This window comes from Thioalkalivibrio sp. ALJ15 (assembly GCF_000383695.1).
In the GTDB taxonomy this organism is placed as follows: domain Bacteria; phylum Pseudomonadota; class Gammaproteobacteria; order Ectothiorhodospirales; family Ectothiorhodospiraceae; genus Thioalkalivibrio.
Window position 1 is genome coordinate 306,276 of sequence record NZ_KB912059.1, and the last position, 14,594, is coordinate 320,869.

Annotated in this window: 15 protein-coding genes; 12 read left to right on the top strand and 3 right to left on the bottom strand. The window is 65.0% G+C overall.

Annotated elements, in window-relative coordinates:
- Positions 1-18: 18 nt before the first annotated feature.
- On the bottom strand, positions 19-1,140 hold the full coding sequence (gene mnmA, locus G015_RS0110660; protein ID WP_020146681.1) for a tRNA 2-thiouridine(34) synthase MnmA: 1,122 nt from the start codon (positions 1,138-1,140) through the stop codon (positions 19-21).
- The gene (locus G015_RS0110665) at positions 1,137-1,598 is read right to left on the bottom strand and encodes an NUDIX hydrolase (protein WP_018174357.1); all 462 of its coding nucleotides are present in this window, start codon (positions 1,596-1,598) and stop codon (positions 1,137-1,139) included. The genes mnmA and G015_RS0110665 overlap by 4 nt, the downstream gene beginning before the upstream one ends.
- A 125-nt stretch (positions 1,599-1,723) precedes the next feature.
- On the opposite strand from G015_RS0110665, the gene icd reads away from it, so the two are divergent.
- The 3 genes from icd (at position 1,724) to clpA (ending at position 5,723) form a co-directional block, all read left to right on the top strand.
- Positions 1,724-2,980 carry an NADP-dependent isocitrate dehydrogenase gene (gene icd / locus G015_RS0110670; RefSeq protein ID WP_018139416.1) on the top strand — a complete coding sequence of 419 codons (1,257 nt, stop codon included), beginning with the start codon at positions 1,724-1,726 and terminating at the stop codon, positions 2,978-2,980.
- Positions 2,981-3,123: 143 nt separating this feature from the next.
- On the top strand, positions 3,124-3,450 hold the full coding sequence (gene clpS, locus G015_RS0110675; protein WP_018139417.1) for an ATP-dependent Clp protease adapter ClpS: 327 nt from the start codon (positions 3,124-3,126) through the stop codon (positions 3,448-3,450).
- Between the two features lie 5 nt (positions 3,451-3,455).
- Positions 3,456-5,723 carry an ATP-dependent Clp protease ATP-binding subunit ClpA gene (gene clpA / locus G015_RS0110680; protein ID WP_018139418.1) on the top strand — a complete coding sequence of 756 codons (2,268 nt, stop codon included), beginning with the start codon at positions 3,456-3,458 and terminating at the stop codon, positions 5,721-5,723.
- Positions 5,724-5,833: 110 nt separating this feature from the next.
- On the opposite strand, the gene infA is transcribed toward clpA, so the two are convergent.
- Complete coding sequence (infA, locus tag G015_RS0110685) at positions 5,834-6,052, bottom strand: translation initiation factor IF-1 (protein ID WP_012982660.1); 219 nt, start codon at positions 6,050-6,052, stop codon at positions 5,834-5,836.
- Positions 6,053-6,257: 205 nt separating this feature from the next.
- Between infA and fabD the strand changes: the two genes are divergently transcribed.
- The 9 genes from fabD to G015_RS0110730 all read left to right on the top strand — a co-directional run bounded on the left by fabD (position 6,258) and on the right by G015_RS0110730 (position 14,517).
- A complete protein-coding gene (gene fabD / locus G015_RS0110690; protein ID WP_020146682.1) occupies positions 6,258-7,202 on the top strand; it encodes an ACP S-malonyltransferase in 945 nt (314 codons plus the stop codon).
- Positions 7,203-7,248: 46 nt separating this feature from the next.
- Positions 7,249-7,986, top strand: a complete 738-nt coding sequence (fabG, locus tag G015_RS0110695; protein ID WP_026182229.1) for a 3-oxoacyl-ACP reductase FabG — start codon at positions 7,249-7,251, stop codon at positions 7,984-7,986.
- A 130-nt stretch (positions 7,987-8,116) separates the two neighbouring features.
- Entirely contained in the window at positions 8,117-8,356 is a 240-nt protein-coding gene (gene acpP / locus G015_RS0110700; protein ID WP_012982657.1) for an acyl carrier protein, read from the top strand.
- 130 nt (positions 8,357-8,486) lie between these two features.
- Positions 8,487-9,707, top strand: coding sequence for a beta-ketoacyl-ACP synthase II (gene fabF / locus G015_RS0110705; protein WP_018139421.1), 1,221 nt, complete (start codon positions 8,487-8,489; stop codon positions 9,705-9,707).
- A 9-nt stretch (positions 9,708-9,716) separates the two neighbouring features.
- Positions 9,717-11,048 (top strand): aminodeoxychorismate synthase component I, encoded by a 1,332-nt coding sequence (locus tag G015_RS0110710; protein ID WP_020146683.1) that lies wholly within the window; start codon positions 9,717-9,719, stop codon positions 11,046-11,048.
- The gene (gene pabC / locus G015_RS0110715) at positions 11,045-11,854 is read left to right on the top strand and encodes an aminodeoxychorismate lyase (protein WP_018139423.1); all 810 of its coding nucleotides are present in this window, start codon (positions 11,045-11,047) and stop codon (positions 11,852-11,854) included. Before G015_RS0110710 ends, pabC begins: the two co-directional genes overlap by 4 nt.
- Positions 11,841-12,878 (top strand): endolytic transglycosylase MltG, encoded by a 1,038-nt coding sequence (gene mltG / locus G015_RS0110720; RefSeq protein WP_018139424.1) that lies wholly within the window; start codon positions 11,841-11,843, stop codon positions 12,876-12,878. The genes pabC and mltG overlap by 14 nt, the downstream gene beginning before the upstream one ends.
- Positions 12,875-13,534 carry a dTMP kinase gene (gene tmk, locus G015_RS0110725; protein WP_018139425.1) on the top strand — a complete coding sequence of 220 codons (660 nt, stop codon included), beginning with the start codon at positions 12,875-12,877 and terminating at the stop codon, positions 13,532-13,534. The genes mltG and tmk overlap by 4 nt, the downstream gene beginning before the upstream one ends.
- On the top strand, positions 13,501-14,517 hold the full coding sequence (locus G015_RS0110730) for a hypothetical protein (protein ID WP_020146684.1): 1,017 nt from the start codon (positions 13,501-13,503) through the stop codon (positions 14,515-14,517). The genes tmk and G015_RS0110730 overlap by 34 nt, the downstream gene beginning before the upstream one ends.
- The last annotated feature ends 77 nt before the right edge of the window (positions 14,518-14,594 follow it).

The following is a 14,594-nucleotide window of genomic DNA, read 5'->3' on the forward strand; positions in this document are numbered from 1 at the left end:
ATACGGAAAACGCGCCTACTATACCGGAACCGGGGCTTCTGACTCACTGGCGAGTGTGCGGCGGGTGGCAATCACGCCCCCCCCCAGACACACGTCGCCGTCATAAAAAACCGCCGACTGACCGGGCGTGGTCGCACGCTGAGGGGCTTCGAAGCGAACGCGTAGACGGTCCCCATCGACGGATTCCAGCCGGCAGGGCTGCAAGGGCTGGCGATGACGCAGACGCGCCATGACTGGCTGTCCCGGTTCGGGCGGGCGGTGAATCCAGTGGGCGGCCTCCGTCTCGATCTCGGGACTCATCAGCAGCGGATGCTGCGGGTCCTGCGCGACAATCAGCCGATTGCCTCCCAAGTCCTTGTCCACGACATACCAGGGGGCCTCGGGAAACCCGTCGATCCCGCCGATGCCCAGTCCCTGGCGCTGGCCCAGGGTGTAGAACATCAGGCCCTGGTGGTGCCCCACGACCTGACCTTCCGGCGTGCGCATCTCGCCCTCCGGCGCCCGCAGGTACTGCGCCAGAAAATCGCGGAAGCGACGTTCTCCGATGAAACAGATGCCGGTGGAATCCTTGCGGGCGTGGTTGGGCAGACCCAGCTCGCGGGCACGCGCCCGGACCTGATCCTTGGGGATGTCCCCCAGCGGGAACAGCGCGGGGCGCAGCTGCTCCTGCGTCAGGGTGTGCAGGAAATAGGTCTGATCCTTGTTGGCATCCGCCGCCATGCACAGTTCGCTGTGGTCAGGGAGGTGGCGCACGCGGGCATAATGGCCGGTGGCGATCCATTGCGCACCGAGTTGCCGGGCGTGCTCCAGGAACGAGCGGAACTTGATCTCGCGGTTGCACAGGATGTCCGGATTCGGCGTCCGGCCAGCCTCGTACTCGTGCAGGAAGTGGCGGAACACCCGCTGGCGATAGTCCTCGGCGAAGTTCGCCTTGTGCAAGGGGATCTCGAGACAGTCCGCGACCTCGCGGGCCATCTCGTAGTCGGCCTCGGCCGCGCAGTATTCCGCGTCGTCGTCATCCTCCCAGTTCTTCATGAACAGGCCTTCCACGCGATAGCCGGCCTCCAGCAGGCGGCTGGCCGCCACGGCCGAATCCACCCCGCCCGACAGGCCCACGATGACCCGATCGGGACCGCTCACGGCCCCTCCGCATGAACCAGTGAGCCGGCCGCCGCGAGCGGCAGGCGCATCCCGTCCTGATAGCGGCGGATGCTGCGCAGGACCAGCGGGCTGCGCAGCGGCCATCCGCGACGCGCCTCATCCGGTGTCAGCCAGTGGAGGGCATGGATGGCGGGATCGCGGGCCGGCGGATGGCTGGGGTCGCTTGTCGTGCCGCAGAACGCGACGCGCAGCGTCACCGCGCCATTCGCCAGCGCGAGCAGGTCGCAGCCAAGCAGGGCCTCCGGCTGGAAGTCCAGACAGGTTTCTTCGCGGACCTCGCGGATCACCGCTTCGACCAGGTCTTCTTCGGCATCGAGATGGCCGGCCGGCTGGTTCAGTACATGGCGGCCGTCGTCGGTCTCCTCGACGAACAGGAAGCGCCCGTCCCGCTCGATGACGGCGGCGACGGTGATATGGCAGGGCAGGCGTTCGGTCATGCCGTGAATGATAACGCAGCGGCCCGTCTTGCTGGCGTTCTCGAGACCACGTTCCCCTCGGCGGGGGCGGATGGGTATGTATAATCCGGGAGAACGATTTCAATTCTTGCGCACAAGGAGTTTGCATGGCCTACCAGCACATTCAGGTCCCGGAAAAGGGCGAACGCATCACCGTCGACGAGCAGGGCAAGCTGGTGGTGCCAGAACGCCCGATCATCCCCTTTATCGAGGGGGACGGGATCGGTGTGGACATCACGCCGGTGATGCGCCGGGTGACCGATGCGGCCGTGGAAAAGGCCTACGGTGGCCAGAAGGCGATCGAATGGATGGAGGTCTACGCGGGCGAGAAAGCCACGCAGGTCTACGACGACGACTCCGGGCTGCCGGATGAAACCCTGGAGGCGGTCAAGGACTATCGCGTGTCCATCAAGGGCCCGCTGACCACCCCGGTGGGCGGCGGTTTTCGTTCGCTTAACGTCGCGCTGCGCCAGAAGCTGGACCTGTTCGTCTGCCTGCGCCCGGTGCGCTACTACGAGGGCACCCCGAGCCCGCTGAAGGAGCCGGAAAAGACCGACATGGTGATCTTCCGCGAGAACTCGGAGGACATCTACGCCGGCATCGAGTTCGAATCCGGCACGCCGGAGGTGAAGAAGGTCATCGACTTCCTGCGAAACGAAATGGGCGTAACCCAGATCCGCTTCCCGGATACCGCCGGCATCGGCGTGAAGCCGGTCTCCAGCGAGGGCACCAAGCGCCTGGTGCGCAAGGCGATCGAGTACGCGATCGACAACGATCGCCCCTCGGTGACGCTGGTGCACAAGGGCAACATCATGAAATTCACCGAGGGCTCGTTCAAGGCTTGGGGCTACGAACTGGCGCGCGAGGAGTTTGGTGCGAAGGATCTGGACGGTGGTCCGTGGCAGACCTTCAAGAACCCGAAGACCGGCCGCGACATCGTGATCAAGGACGTGATCGCGGACGCCTTCCTGCAGCAGATCCTGTTGCGCCCGGAGGACTACTCGGTGATCGCCACGCTCAACCTGAACGGCGACTACATCTCCGATGCGCTGGCCGCGCAGGTTGGCGGTATCGGGATCGCACCCGGCGCCAACCTGTCCGACACCACGGCGATGTTCGAGGCGACCCACGGGACCGCCCCGAAATACGCCGGCCAGGACAAGGTCAATCCGGGCTCGCTGATCCTGTCGGCCGAGATGATGCTGCGCCACCTGGGCTGGCCCGAGGCCGCCGATCTGGTGGTGAAGGGTATGGGTGGCGCGATCAGCGCGGGCGAGGTGACCTATGACTTCGCGCGCCTGATGGACAACGTCGAGCCGGTGAGCTGCTCGGCCTTTGGCGAGGCCCTGATCAAGCACATGTAACGACAGCGGGTGCGGGCACTTGGTCCGAGCCCGGAACCGAACGACCATGAACGTGGCCTAAGGAGCCAGGGAGACATTGGATTCGTGTTTCCCTGGATGGCCGAACTGGCATGACTAAACCGCTGAAAGCGTGAGTTCGACCGATGAGTGAGAAAAAGCCCCAGATCCCCGATCACGACAGCAATACCGCGGTCGAAGAATCGAGGCCGGAGCTCAAGCCACCGCGGCAGTACAAGGTGGTACTGCTCAACGACGACTTCACGCCAATGGAGTTCGTGGTCGAGGTGCTGGAGACCTTCTTCAGTATGGATCGCGAAAAGGCCACCCAGGTGATGCTGCACGTGCATACACGCGGCAAGGGAGTATGCGGCATCTATACCCGGGACGTGGCCGAGACGAAGGTGGCACAGGTGAACGATTACGCCCGTAGCCACCAGCATCCACTGCTTTGCTCGATGGAGGAGGTCTGACTCCCATGCTCGACAAGGAACTCGAATTCAGCCTGAACATGGTCTTCAAGGAAGCGCGAGAGAAGCGCCACGAGTTCGTGACCGTGGAGCACCTCCTGATGGCGCTCGCGCAAAACCCCAGTGCCGCGACGGTGTTGCGCGCCTGTGGGGGCGACCTCGACCGCATCCGCGACGAGCTCGAGGTGTACATTGACGAGAACACCCCGCGCATCCCGCCGAATGACTCACGCGAGACGCAGCCGACCCTGGGGTTCCAGCGGGTCCTGCAAAGGGCGGTCTTTCATGTGCAGTCCAGTGGCCGCAAGGAGGTCTCCGGGGCAAACGTGCTGGTCGCGCTGTTCGGCGAACAGGACAGCCAGGCCCTCTACGTGCTCGGACAGCAAAACATCAGCCGCCTGGACGTGGTGAATTTCATCTCGCACGGCATCTCCAAGGTGGGCGAAGACGAGCTGGGGGCCCAGCAGAACCCGAACGACCCACAGCCGGAGCAGGTCGAGGGCGAGCGCGAGGAAAAGACCAATGCGCTGCAGCTGTACGCGACCAATCTCAACGCGAAGGCGCGCAAGGACGAGATCGACCCGCTGATCGGGCGGGACCACGAGATCGAGCGCACGATCCAGATCCTCTGCCGCCGACGCAAGAACAACCCACTGTTGGTGGGCGAGGCCGGTGTCGGCAAGACCGCGATCGCCGAGGGCCTGGCGCGCCGTATCGTCGACGAACAGGTGCCCGAGGCGATCGAATCCGCGACCGTCTATGCGCTCGATCTGGGCGCGCTGGTGGCGGGCACCAAGTACCGCGGTGACTTCGAGAAGCGCCTGAAGGGCGTGCTGGCGCAGCTGAAGAAGGAACCCGGCGCGGTGCTGTTCATCGACGAGATCCACACCATCATCGGTGCGGGTGCCGCCTCCGGCGGGGTGATGGACGCCTCCAACCTGATCAAGCCGATGCTCGCCTCGGGCGAGCTGAAGTGCATCGGCTCGACCACCTACCAGGAATATCGCGGCATTTTCGAGAAGGACCGCGCCCTGGCCCGTCGCTTCCAGAAAATCGAAGTGCCGGAGCCGACCGTGGACGAGACCGAGCAGATCCTGCGGGGGCTGAAGTCACGCTTCGAGGCACACCACAATGTCCGCTTCACGCGTCCGGCGCTGCGGGCCGCGGCGGAACTGGCGGATCGCTACATCACCGACCGGTTTCTGCCGGACAAGGCGATCGACCTGATCGACGAAGCCGGTGCCAGCCGGCAGCTACTGCCAATGAGTCAGCGCAAGAAGACCATCGGCGTGCAGGATATCGAGACGATCGTGGCCAAGATCGCGCGCATCCCGCCGAAATCGGTCTCCAGCTCCGACAAGGAGACGCTGCGCAACCTCGAACGCAACCTGAAGATGACCGTCTTCGGCCAGGACGAGGCGATCGGGACGCTCGCAACCTCGATCAAGATGGCGCGTTCGGGGCTTGGCGACATGGACAAGCCGATCGGCTCGTTCCTGTTCGCCGGGCCGACCGGGGTCGGGAAGACCGAAGTGACGCGTCAGCTGGCGCAGCAGCTGGGGATTCATCTGGCGCGCTTCGACATGTCCGAGTACATGGAGCGCCATACGGTCTCGCGCCTGATCGGGGCGCCGCCCGGATATGTCGGCTACGACGAGGGAGGGCTGCTGACCGATGCCATCCTCAAGCATCCGCACTCGGTGCTGTTGCTGGACGAGATCGAGAAGGCCCATCCGGATGTCTTCAATGTGCTGCTGCAGGTGATGGACCACGGCACGCTGACGGACGCCAATGGCCGCGAGGTGGACTTCCGCAACGTGATCCTGGTGATGACCACGAATGCCGGTGCGGAGCAGGCCAGCCGCCCGTCGGTGGGCTTTACCCAGCAGGATCACTCCAGCGATTCCACGGAGGCGATCAAGCGGACCTTCACGCCGGAGTTCCGCAACCGCCTGGATGCCACCATCCAGTTCGGTCCGCTGGACGAGGCGACCATCCTGAATGTCGTCGACAAGTTCTTGACGCAGTTGCAGGCCCAGCTGGACGAGAAGAAGGTGCACCTGACGGTGGAGCCGGATGCCCGTGCCTGGCTGGCCGAGCATGGCTACGACGTGAAGATGGGCGCGCGTCCGATGGCGCGTACGCTGCAGGAGCACATCAAGAAGCCGCTGGCCGACGAGTTGCTGTTCGGGCGCCTGGCGCAGGGGGGCGAGGTTGTGGTCCGGGTGGGCGAATCCGGGCTGGAGCTCGATATCCGCGAGCCGGCTGTCTCCTGAGCCAAACCCCGGCCTGCAGAAACCACGAAGCCCCGGTCCAGCCGGGGCTTCGTCATTCGGGGGATCGACCCTTATGTCTTACGAGCGGCCCCGCAACCCCCGGGGCGGAACTACTTGTTGCGGTAGACGATACGGCCCTTGGTCAGGTCGTAGGGGGTCATCTGCACGATCACCTTGTCGCCACGCAGGATGCGGATGTAGTGCTTGCGCATCTTGCCGGAGATGTGGGCGGTGATGGTGTGCCCGTTTTCGAGCTCTACCCGGAACGTCGTATTCGGCAGGGTCTCTACCACCGTTCCTTCCAGCTCGATTTCGTCTTCCTTCGCCATGCAGTTCCTCGCGTATTGAATTCGGTGGCGACATTATCCGGATGCCACGCGCGAACACAAGTCAACACGGGGTTTTCGGCGTGGCAGGGCTCCGTGCCGGTCGCCGAGTGGCCGCCATTCGCGGAGGATGGCGAGCGTGTACATTGATCAGTGTTTCCCGTGGCCCTACACTACGCCCGCTTTTTACGCGCGAGATGAATAGCGAATGACCACTACCTGGGCCGCAGTCTTTCCGGGGCAGGGCTCCCAGTCCACCGGCATGCTCACCGATCTGGGCGACGACCACGCGGTCGTACGCGATACCTTCCAGGAGGCGTCGGACTGCCTCGATGCCGACCTCTGGAGCCTGTGCCAGCACGGTCCGGTCGAACAACTGAACCAGACAGAATGGACTCAGCCGGTCATGCTCGCTGCCGGCGTGGCCACCTGGCGGCTGCTGACGCAGCAGGCGGACGCGCGCCCCGCGGCTGTGGCCGGCCACAGCCTGGGCGAGTACAGCGCGCTGGTCGCGGCCGGCGTGCTGCGCTTCCCCGATGCCGTGCGGCTGGTGGCCGAACGTGCCCGCGCCATGCAGGCCGCCGTGCCCGAGGGCGAGGGCGCAATGGCTGCGATTCTCGGTCTCGACGATGCTGCGGTCGAGCAGCTCTGTGCGGACAACGCGAGCGGCGGGGTCCTGGAGGCCGTCAACCTGAATGCCCCCGGGCAGGTGGTGATCGCGGGGGCGGCCGCGGCGGTCGACCGAGCGGTCGGTGCGGCCAAGGACGCCGGGGCGAAACGGGCGCTCAAGCTGCCCGTATCCGTGCCGTCCCATTGCGCGCTGATGCGCCCGGCCGCCGAGCGTTTGCAGTCGGTTCTCGACTCTACGAGCTTTGCGGCCCCGCAAATCCCCGTTTGGCAGAATGTGACCGCGGCGCCCGCCGAGACGGCCGATGCGATCAAGGCCAATCTGGCCGCTCAGCTCTACCGGCCGGTGCGCTGGGTGGAGGCCATACAGGGGCTTCGCGGCCAGGGTGTTGCGGTACAGGTAGAATGCGGACCGGGGCGCGTGCTGACCGGCCTGGCCAAGCGGATCGATCGCGGGCTGGAACTGTTCGATGTGGCCGATCGCGATACCCTGGATGCCACCGTGAACCGGCTGAACGCCGGCTGACCCTCTACACTCGATTCCCAGTACGTCCAATTACAGAAGGCGAATGATGTCCGATAACAAACGAGTGGCCCTGGTGACCGGGGCCAGCCGCGGCATTGGCGCGGCCATTGCCCGTCGTCTGGCGGAGCAGGGCCTGCAGGTCGTGGGAACCGCGACCAGCGAATCCGGCGCCCAGCGCATCAGCGAGGCGTTGTCCGAATGGAACGGGCGCGGTATCGCTATGGATGTCACGGACGCCGATTCGGTCGCGACCGGTCTGGCGGGTATCCAGGAGCAGGAAGGACCGGTGGAGGTGCTGGTGAACAATGCCGGCATTACCCGCGACAACCTGTTCATGCGGATGAAGGACGAGGAGTGGGATGCGATCATCAACACGAACCTGTCCTCCGCCGCCCGGCTGACGCAGCGCCTGCTGAAAGGCATGATGAAGCTGCGCCGCGGGCGGATCATTCTGATCGGCTCGGTGGTCGGTTCCGCCGGCAATGCCGGCCAGACGAACTACGCCGCGGCCAAGGCGGGGCTTGCGGGATTCGCCCGCTCGCTGGCGCGCGAGGTGGGCAGCCGGAACATCACCGTCAATACGGTCGCGCCGGGCTTCATCGATACTGATATGACCCGCGAACTCGGGGACGAGACCAAGGAACACCTGCTGGGCCAGATCCCGCTGGGGCGCCTGGGCGCGCCGGATGAGATCGCGGCTGCTGTGGGCTTTCTCGCCTCCGAGGAGGCGGGCTACATCACCGGCGAAACACTGCATGTGAACGGCGGGATGTTCATGCACTGATCAACCCGCGGGGCCCTCGGTCCCGCGCAGGCCCGAGAGGTTCGCGTCTCCCTGGAACGCAGCCGGGCTTTTCTCTAGAATGGCGAACCTTCAAACGAAGCCGCCTCAATTGGAAGGGGATTTCTGAACCATGAGTAGCATTGAAGAACGCGTCAAGAAGATCGTTGTCGAGCAGCTGGGCGTCAAGGAAGAGGACGTCACCAACAGTGCCGCCTTTGTCGACGACCTGGGTGCCGACTCGCTGGACACCGTGGAACTGGTGATGGCGCTCGAAGAAGAGTTCGAGACGGAAATCCCGGACGAGCAGGCGGAGAAGATCACCACCGTGCAGCAGGCGATCGACTACATCAACGAGCACATGAAGGACTGATTGGGCGCCCCCCTGGGCGCTCGAACAGGACGCGGACGGGCCTCTCTGCGAGCAGAGTGGCCCTTCGTCGTTTCGTTGAGCGCGTATTTCAGTCTTTCCGAGGAGAACATCATTGGCTAAGCGACGTGTCGTGATTACCGGACTGGGCATTGTGTCCCCGGTCGGCTCTACCATCGACAAGGCCTGGTCCAACATCAAGGCCGGCAAGAGCGGCATCTCTCCCATCGACGTGTTCGATGCATCGGAGATGCCGGTCAAGATTTCCGGAGCCGTGCGGGACTTCGACGCTAATGACTATGTTCCGACGAAAGACCAGAAGAAGATGGACACGTTCGTCCTCTACGGTCTGGCCGCCGGGATTCAGGCGCTGGACGACTCGGGTCTGGAAGTAACCGAGGAAAACGCGGACCGCATCGGGGTCGCGATTGGGTCCGGCATTGGGGGCCTGCCGTATATCGAACGGTCTTATGCCGCCTATCTCAAGGGCGGTGCTCGCAAGATCTCGCCGTTCTTCGTGCCCAGCGCCATCATCAACATGGTGGCGGGTAATCTCTCCATCATGCGCAACCTGCAGGGCCCGAACATCTCGATCGTGTCGGCCTGCGCGACCGCGACGCACAACATTGGCGATGCGGCTCGGATGATTGCCTATGGCGATGCGGATGCGATGGTGGCCGGCGGAGCCGAGATGGCCACCACGCCACTGGGGATCGGCGGCTTTGCGGCGGCGCGCGCGCTGTCGACCCGGAATGACGACCCCGAGCGGGCCTCGCGCCCCTGGGATCAGGATCGCGACGGCTTTGTGCTCAGCGACGGTGCCGGCGTGATGATGCTCGAGGAATACGAGCACGCCAAGGCGCGCGGGGCTCATATCTACTGCGAGGTCGCCGGTTTTGCCTGGAACGCTGACGCCTACCACATGACGCAGCCGTCTCAAGATGGCGCGGGGGCCGCCAAGTGCATGCTTCGCGCACTGAAAGATGCCGGCGTGAACCCGGAAGAGGTGGGCTACATCAACGCCCACGGTACTTCCACCCCCGCGGGCGACCTGGCCGAGACGCAGGGCCTGAAGAAGGCCTTTGGCGACCACGCCTACAAGTTGCTGGTGAATTCCACCAAGTCGATGACCGGACACCTGCTGGGAGCGGCGGGTGGCATCGAGGGTGTGTTCACGGCACTGGCGCTTCGCGATCAGGTCTCTCCGCCGACAATCAACCTCGAAAACCCGAGTGAAGGCTGCGATCTGGATTATGTGGCCAACGAGGCGCGTGAGATGAACACGAAGGTCGGCCTGTCGAACTCCTTCGGTTTTGGGGGCACGAACGGCACCCTGGTGTTCCGCACCCTCTAGTCCGCCCATATGGCAGTCGAACGCCTGGGGCGCGGGATCGATCTGGCGCCCCTGGCCCGGCGCTTTCCGGAGCGCTATCCCCACCTGCTCGAGTCGGCCCTGATTGGTCAGGCGCCGGCTCGTTACTCCATCCTGTTCGCCTTTCCGGGTGTAACGGTCGATGCCCGAACGGATGACGATCTGTTGGCCGTGCTCGATCAGGACCTGAGCGGTTCAAGGGCCTCCTCTGAAATCGAGCCGGGTTATGACCATCTGCCTTTTCTCGGCGGCTGGTTTCTCTATTTTGGGTATGAATGGGCATGGCAGCTGGAACCGGCCCTGGGCCGCTGCCGCGCGGATCCCTGGCTGCCCACCGCCCGGGCCATCCGCTTTCCCGCCGCCATCATTGTGGATCACCACGACGATCAGACCTTTCTGGTGAGCGAGGAGGGACCCGACCCGCTCGCGGAGATGCGGGCCGATGTCGAGTTGTGCCGCGAGGATGTGCTGGTGCCAGGGGCCTTGCCGGAGCTCGTGATCGACGAGGAGACGCCCGAGCGCTATCGCGAGGCGGTGAAGCAGGGACTTGAGTACATTCGAGCGGGCGATACCTTTCAGGTGAATCTGTCGCGCGAGTGGAAGGCCACCAGCCCAGAGGCACTCGATGGGGCTTCGTTGTACGCCCGCCTGCGGCGTGCAAATGCAGCACCGTTCGCCGCCTGGTTGCAGTTTCCCGAGGGTCAGGTGATCAGTTCATCGCCCGAGCGTCTGGTGTCTGTGGATGGTGGCGAGGTCGAGACGCGGCCGATCGCCGGCACGCGTCGCCGCGACGACAACGCGGATAAAGACTCTCGTCTTTTTAGCGAGCTACAGGGCAATATTAAAGAACGGTCCGAGCACGTGATGCTGGTCGACCTTGAACGCAACGATATCGGCCGGGTGGCCTCTGCCGGGAGCGTGCGGGTAGCCGAATTGATGACCGTCGAGAGTTACCGACGGGTCCATCACATCGTCTCGAGTATCGTGGGGCGGTTGAAGCCCGGGACGCGCGCGGGCGATGTGCTCCGAGCCGTGTTTCCGGGCGGGACGATTACCGGGTGTCCCAAGATACGGAGCATGCAGATCATTCAGGAGCTCGAGGATGGCGCGCCCCGGGGGGCGTACACCGGGTCCTGTGGCTATTTGAGCCGGCATGGGCGCATGGATACCAACATCCTGATCCGTACCCTGGTGCTGCGCGGCAACGAACTGCGCTTTCGTGCCGGCGCGGGCATCGTGGCGGACTCGGATCCCGACCGTGAACTCGCCGAGACCCGCCACAAGGCCCAAGGTCTGCTGGATGCACTGGAGAACCGGGCGTGATCCTCGTGAACGGCGTCGAGAGCTGTGTGCCGGGCGACGATCGGGGTCTGTTGCTGGGCGACGGTCTGTTCGAGACGATCATGATGGAGGGCGGCCAGCCACGCTTGTGGCCTTATCATGTCGCACGGCTTGAACGGGGACTGAAACGACTCGGCTTTCCGCGCGTTGACGCAGCGCTCCTTCGCGAGGAACTGCAGCAGGTGGCGCCAGAGGGGCAGCGTATGGCGCGCATTACTGTGACCAGGGGGCAGGGGCCCCGGGGTTACGCGCCACCCGAAAATGTGGAGATGACGAGGGTTGTGTCCGCGGGTCCCGTGCTGCGTCAGTCTCGCGGTGCCGAACCGAAGCCACTGCGTATGGGCTGGTCGCGGGTCGCCATGGCGATTCAGCCCGCGCTGGCAGGACTCAAGCACACGAGCCGCCTGGAGCAGGTGGTGATCCGGCAAAGCTGGGAGGCCGGTTGGGACGAGGCGGTCGTTTGCGATACGCAGGGGCGGCTGGTGAGCGCCACGCAAGGCAATCTCTGGTGGCGTCAGGGGATGGACCTGTTCACCCCCCCGGTGGACGAGGCCGGGATCGCGGGTACGCGCAGGGCCTGGATATTTGACCATGCGGCTTCCTGTGGCTTCGCCGTGCACGAGCAGAGTGCGGAACCGCAGGCGCTGGATCAGGTGGACGGGCTTTATGTCAGCAATGCGCGCCTGGGATTACACCCAGCCCGCCTGATCGAAACGGACATGCCGGACACGGCGTGGCAGGATGACCCGGTTAGGGTTCTGAGTATGGCGCTCCATGAAGCGGATTAGTGGTCTGATAATCGGAATTGTGCTGGTCGGCGTGATGGCTGGAGGCTGGTGGTTTGCCGATCGCTATCACCAGGATCTCAACCAGCCACTGGCGCTCGACCAGACAGAGCGGTTCCAGCTTGAACGCGGGCAAGGACTGCGTCAGGTGAGCAAGGAGTTCGAGCGGCGCGGTTGGGTCGAGCAAGCCTGGATGATCGAGCTGTACGGGCGGCGCCAGGGACTGGCACCGCGGCTACAGGCGGGCGAATACGCGGTGGACGCGGGTGCGACCCCGCGCAGCCTGCTGCACGCCATGGCGCGTGGAGAGGTCGTCCAGCATCGATTGACCGTCCCGGAAGGCTGGACGATTGCTCAGGCCCTGCGCGCCTTGCGCCAGCATCCCGAGATCGAAGGACCAGCCGAATCCGTCGGGGTCGATAACCTGCTGGACGCGCTGGGCCTCGAAGAGCTGGAGCATCCCGAAGGCTGGTTCTTGCCGGACACCTACTTCTTTGGCTCCGGGACCGATGCCCTGGATGTGTTGCGGCGCGCGTACCGCGCGATGGATGCCACCTTGCACTCTGCCTGGGATTCCCGCACCGAGGACCACCCGGTCGAGTCACCGTACGAGCTCCTGATCCTGGCCTCGATCATCGAGCGCGAGACGGGCCGCGGCGAGGAGCGTGATCGAGTCGCAGGCGTGTTCGTGAACCGGCTCCGCCGCGGGATGCTGCTGCAGACCGATCCGACGCTGCTCTATGTCCAGGAGCCCGGCGTGCAACGGCTCACCCGCGCCGAGCTCCAGCGCGATCACCCCTACAACACCTACACTCGCACCGGGCTGCCACCGACCCCCATCGCCTTGCCGGGACGAGCGGCGATCGAGGCGGCCGCGCAGCCGGCCGAGACGAACGACCTGTTCTTCGTCTCCAGGGGCGACGGCACGCACCACTTCTCCGAAACGTATCGCGAGCATCGCCAGGCCGTAATTCGCTATCAACTCGGCGGCGATGGCAGCCGCTACGGTATCCGGAACCGCCAATGACCACCGACGCATCCAGCAATGCACGCTTCGTGGTACTGGAAGGCATCGAAGGCTCGGGCAAATCCACGCAGCTCGCCACGGTGGTGGAGGCCCTGCGCGCCATGGGCATCGAGCCTGAATGCACGCGTGAGCCGGGGGGTACGGCGCTGGGCGAGCGGTTGCGGGGGTTGCTGCTCGATCCCGACCTTCCCGGTATGTGTCCGGAGGCGGAGCTGCTGTTGATGTTTGCCGCCCGTGCGCAACATCTCGCCTCGGTGATACGGCCTGCACTCGCGGCGGGCCGCTGGATAGTCAGTGATCGCTTTACCGACGCCAGTTTTGCCTATCAGGGTGCAGGGCGAGGACTGGGGATGGAGCGCGTGGCCCGGCTGGAAGAATGGGTGCAGGGCGATCTGCGGCCCGACCTGGTCCTGTTGCTGGATATCGATCCGGCCACCGGGCTGGAACGCGCCGTGCAGCGGGGTCGACGGGACCGCATCGAGCGCGAGGCGCTGGATTTCTTCGCACGGGTGCGTGAGGCCTACCTGGAGCGGGCCCGCGCCTACCCGGATCGCTACCGGATTATTGATGGGCATGCCGATCCTGAACAGGTGGCGGAACGGGTTCGTCAGGCGCTGCAAGAGTGGCGCACCAAGATCATGCCCCGGGGCGCCTGATGTCGACCCAGCCACCCTGGCTCGAACCCATCCGCCAGCGGCTCGTGCTGCGCGGGCGGGATGGATGGCTCCCCAGCGGGGTTCTGATCAGCGGGAGCCCCGGGGTGGGCAAGGCCCTGCTGACGACCAGCGTGGTCCAGAGCCTGCTGTGTCAGCGTGTGTCCAGTGATGAACCCGCCTGCGGCGAGTGCAACGCCTGTCGCAGCCTGGAGGGCGGCGTGCACCCGGAGGTACGGTTACTGGAGCCCGCCGAGCCCGCCGAGCCCGGCAAGGATATCCTGGTCGATGCCGTACGCGACGCCACGGAATTCCTCACCCTGAGTGGCTCGGGCGGGGCGCTGCGCGCGCTGATTATCCGTCCGGCCGACGCACTGAACGTCAACGCAGCCAATGCCCTGCTCAAGACGCTGGAAGAACCTCCCGCCGGGGCCACGCTGTTTCTCGAGGCAGCGCGTCCGGCCAGTCTCCCCGCAACCATTCGGAGTCGTTGCCAGCAAGTCGATGTCGCCTGTCCCTCGATAGAACAGGTCCACGAGTGGCTTGCGGCTGAAACCGATCAGTATGAACGAGTCGCGGAGGCTTATGCTGCGAGCCTCAATCGTCCGCTCCTGGCGCGGGAGATCCTGACCGATTCCGCGGCGCTGGAGGCCTGGGAGACCGATCGACAGATCCTGACGGGGCTCCTGAGTGCGGCGGATCTGCATTCCACCGCTGCTGCCCTGCAGCGCAGCGTGCCGGAACGCCTGATCCCTCGCCTGCAGGCCTTGCTGTTGTCGGCGCAGCGCCTGCTACTTGTGGGGCAGCTGGATGCCTTTGGCGAGCAGTTCCCGCGTGAGCGGCTGCTGGACTTCGCACGCGCGCGGGGCGCGCGTCGTCTCGCATGGCTCGCGCAGCAGGCGTTGGAGTGGCAACGCCAGAGTGGCGCAAACCTGAATCCGGCGCTTCGCAGCGAGACCATCGCGCTTGCGCTGGGGCGACGCTGACAGCGATGCCCCAAAGGGGGGGTGGCGCGCGCCACGCGGGATAGGGGATACTCGCGAGTCCAGACACCGTCACGGGA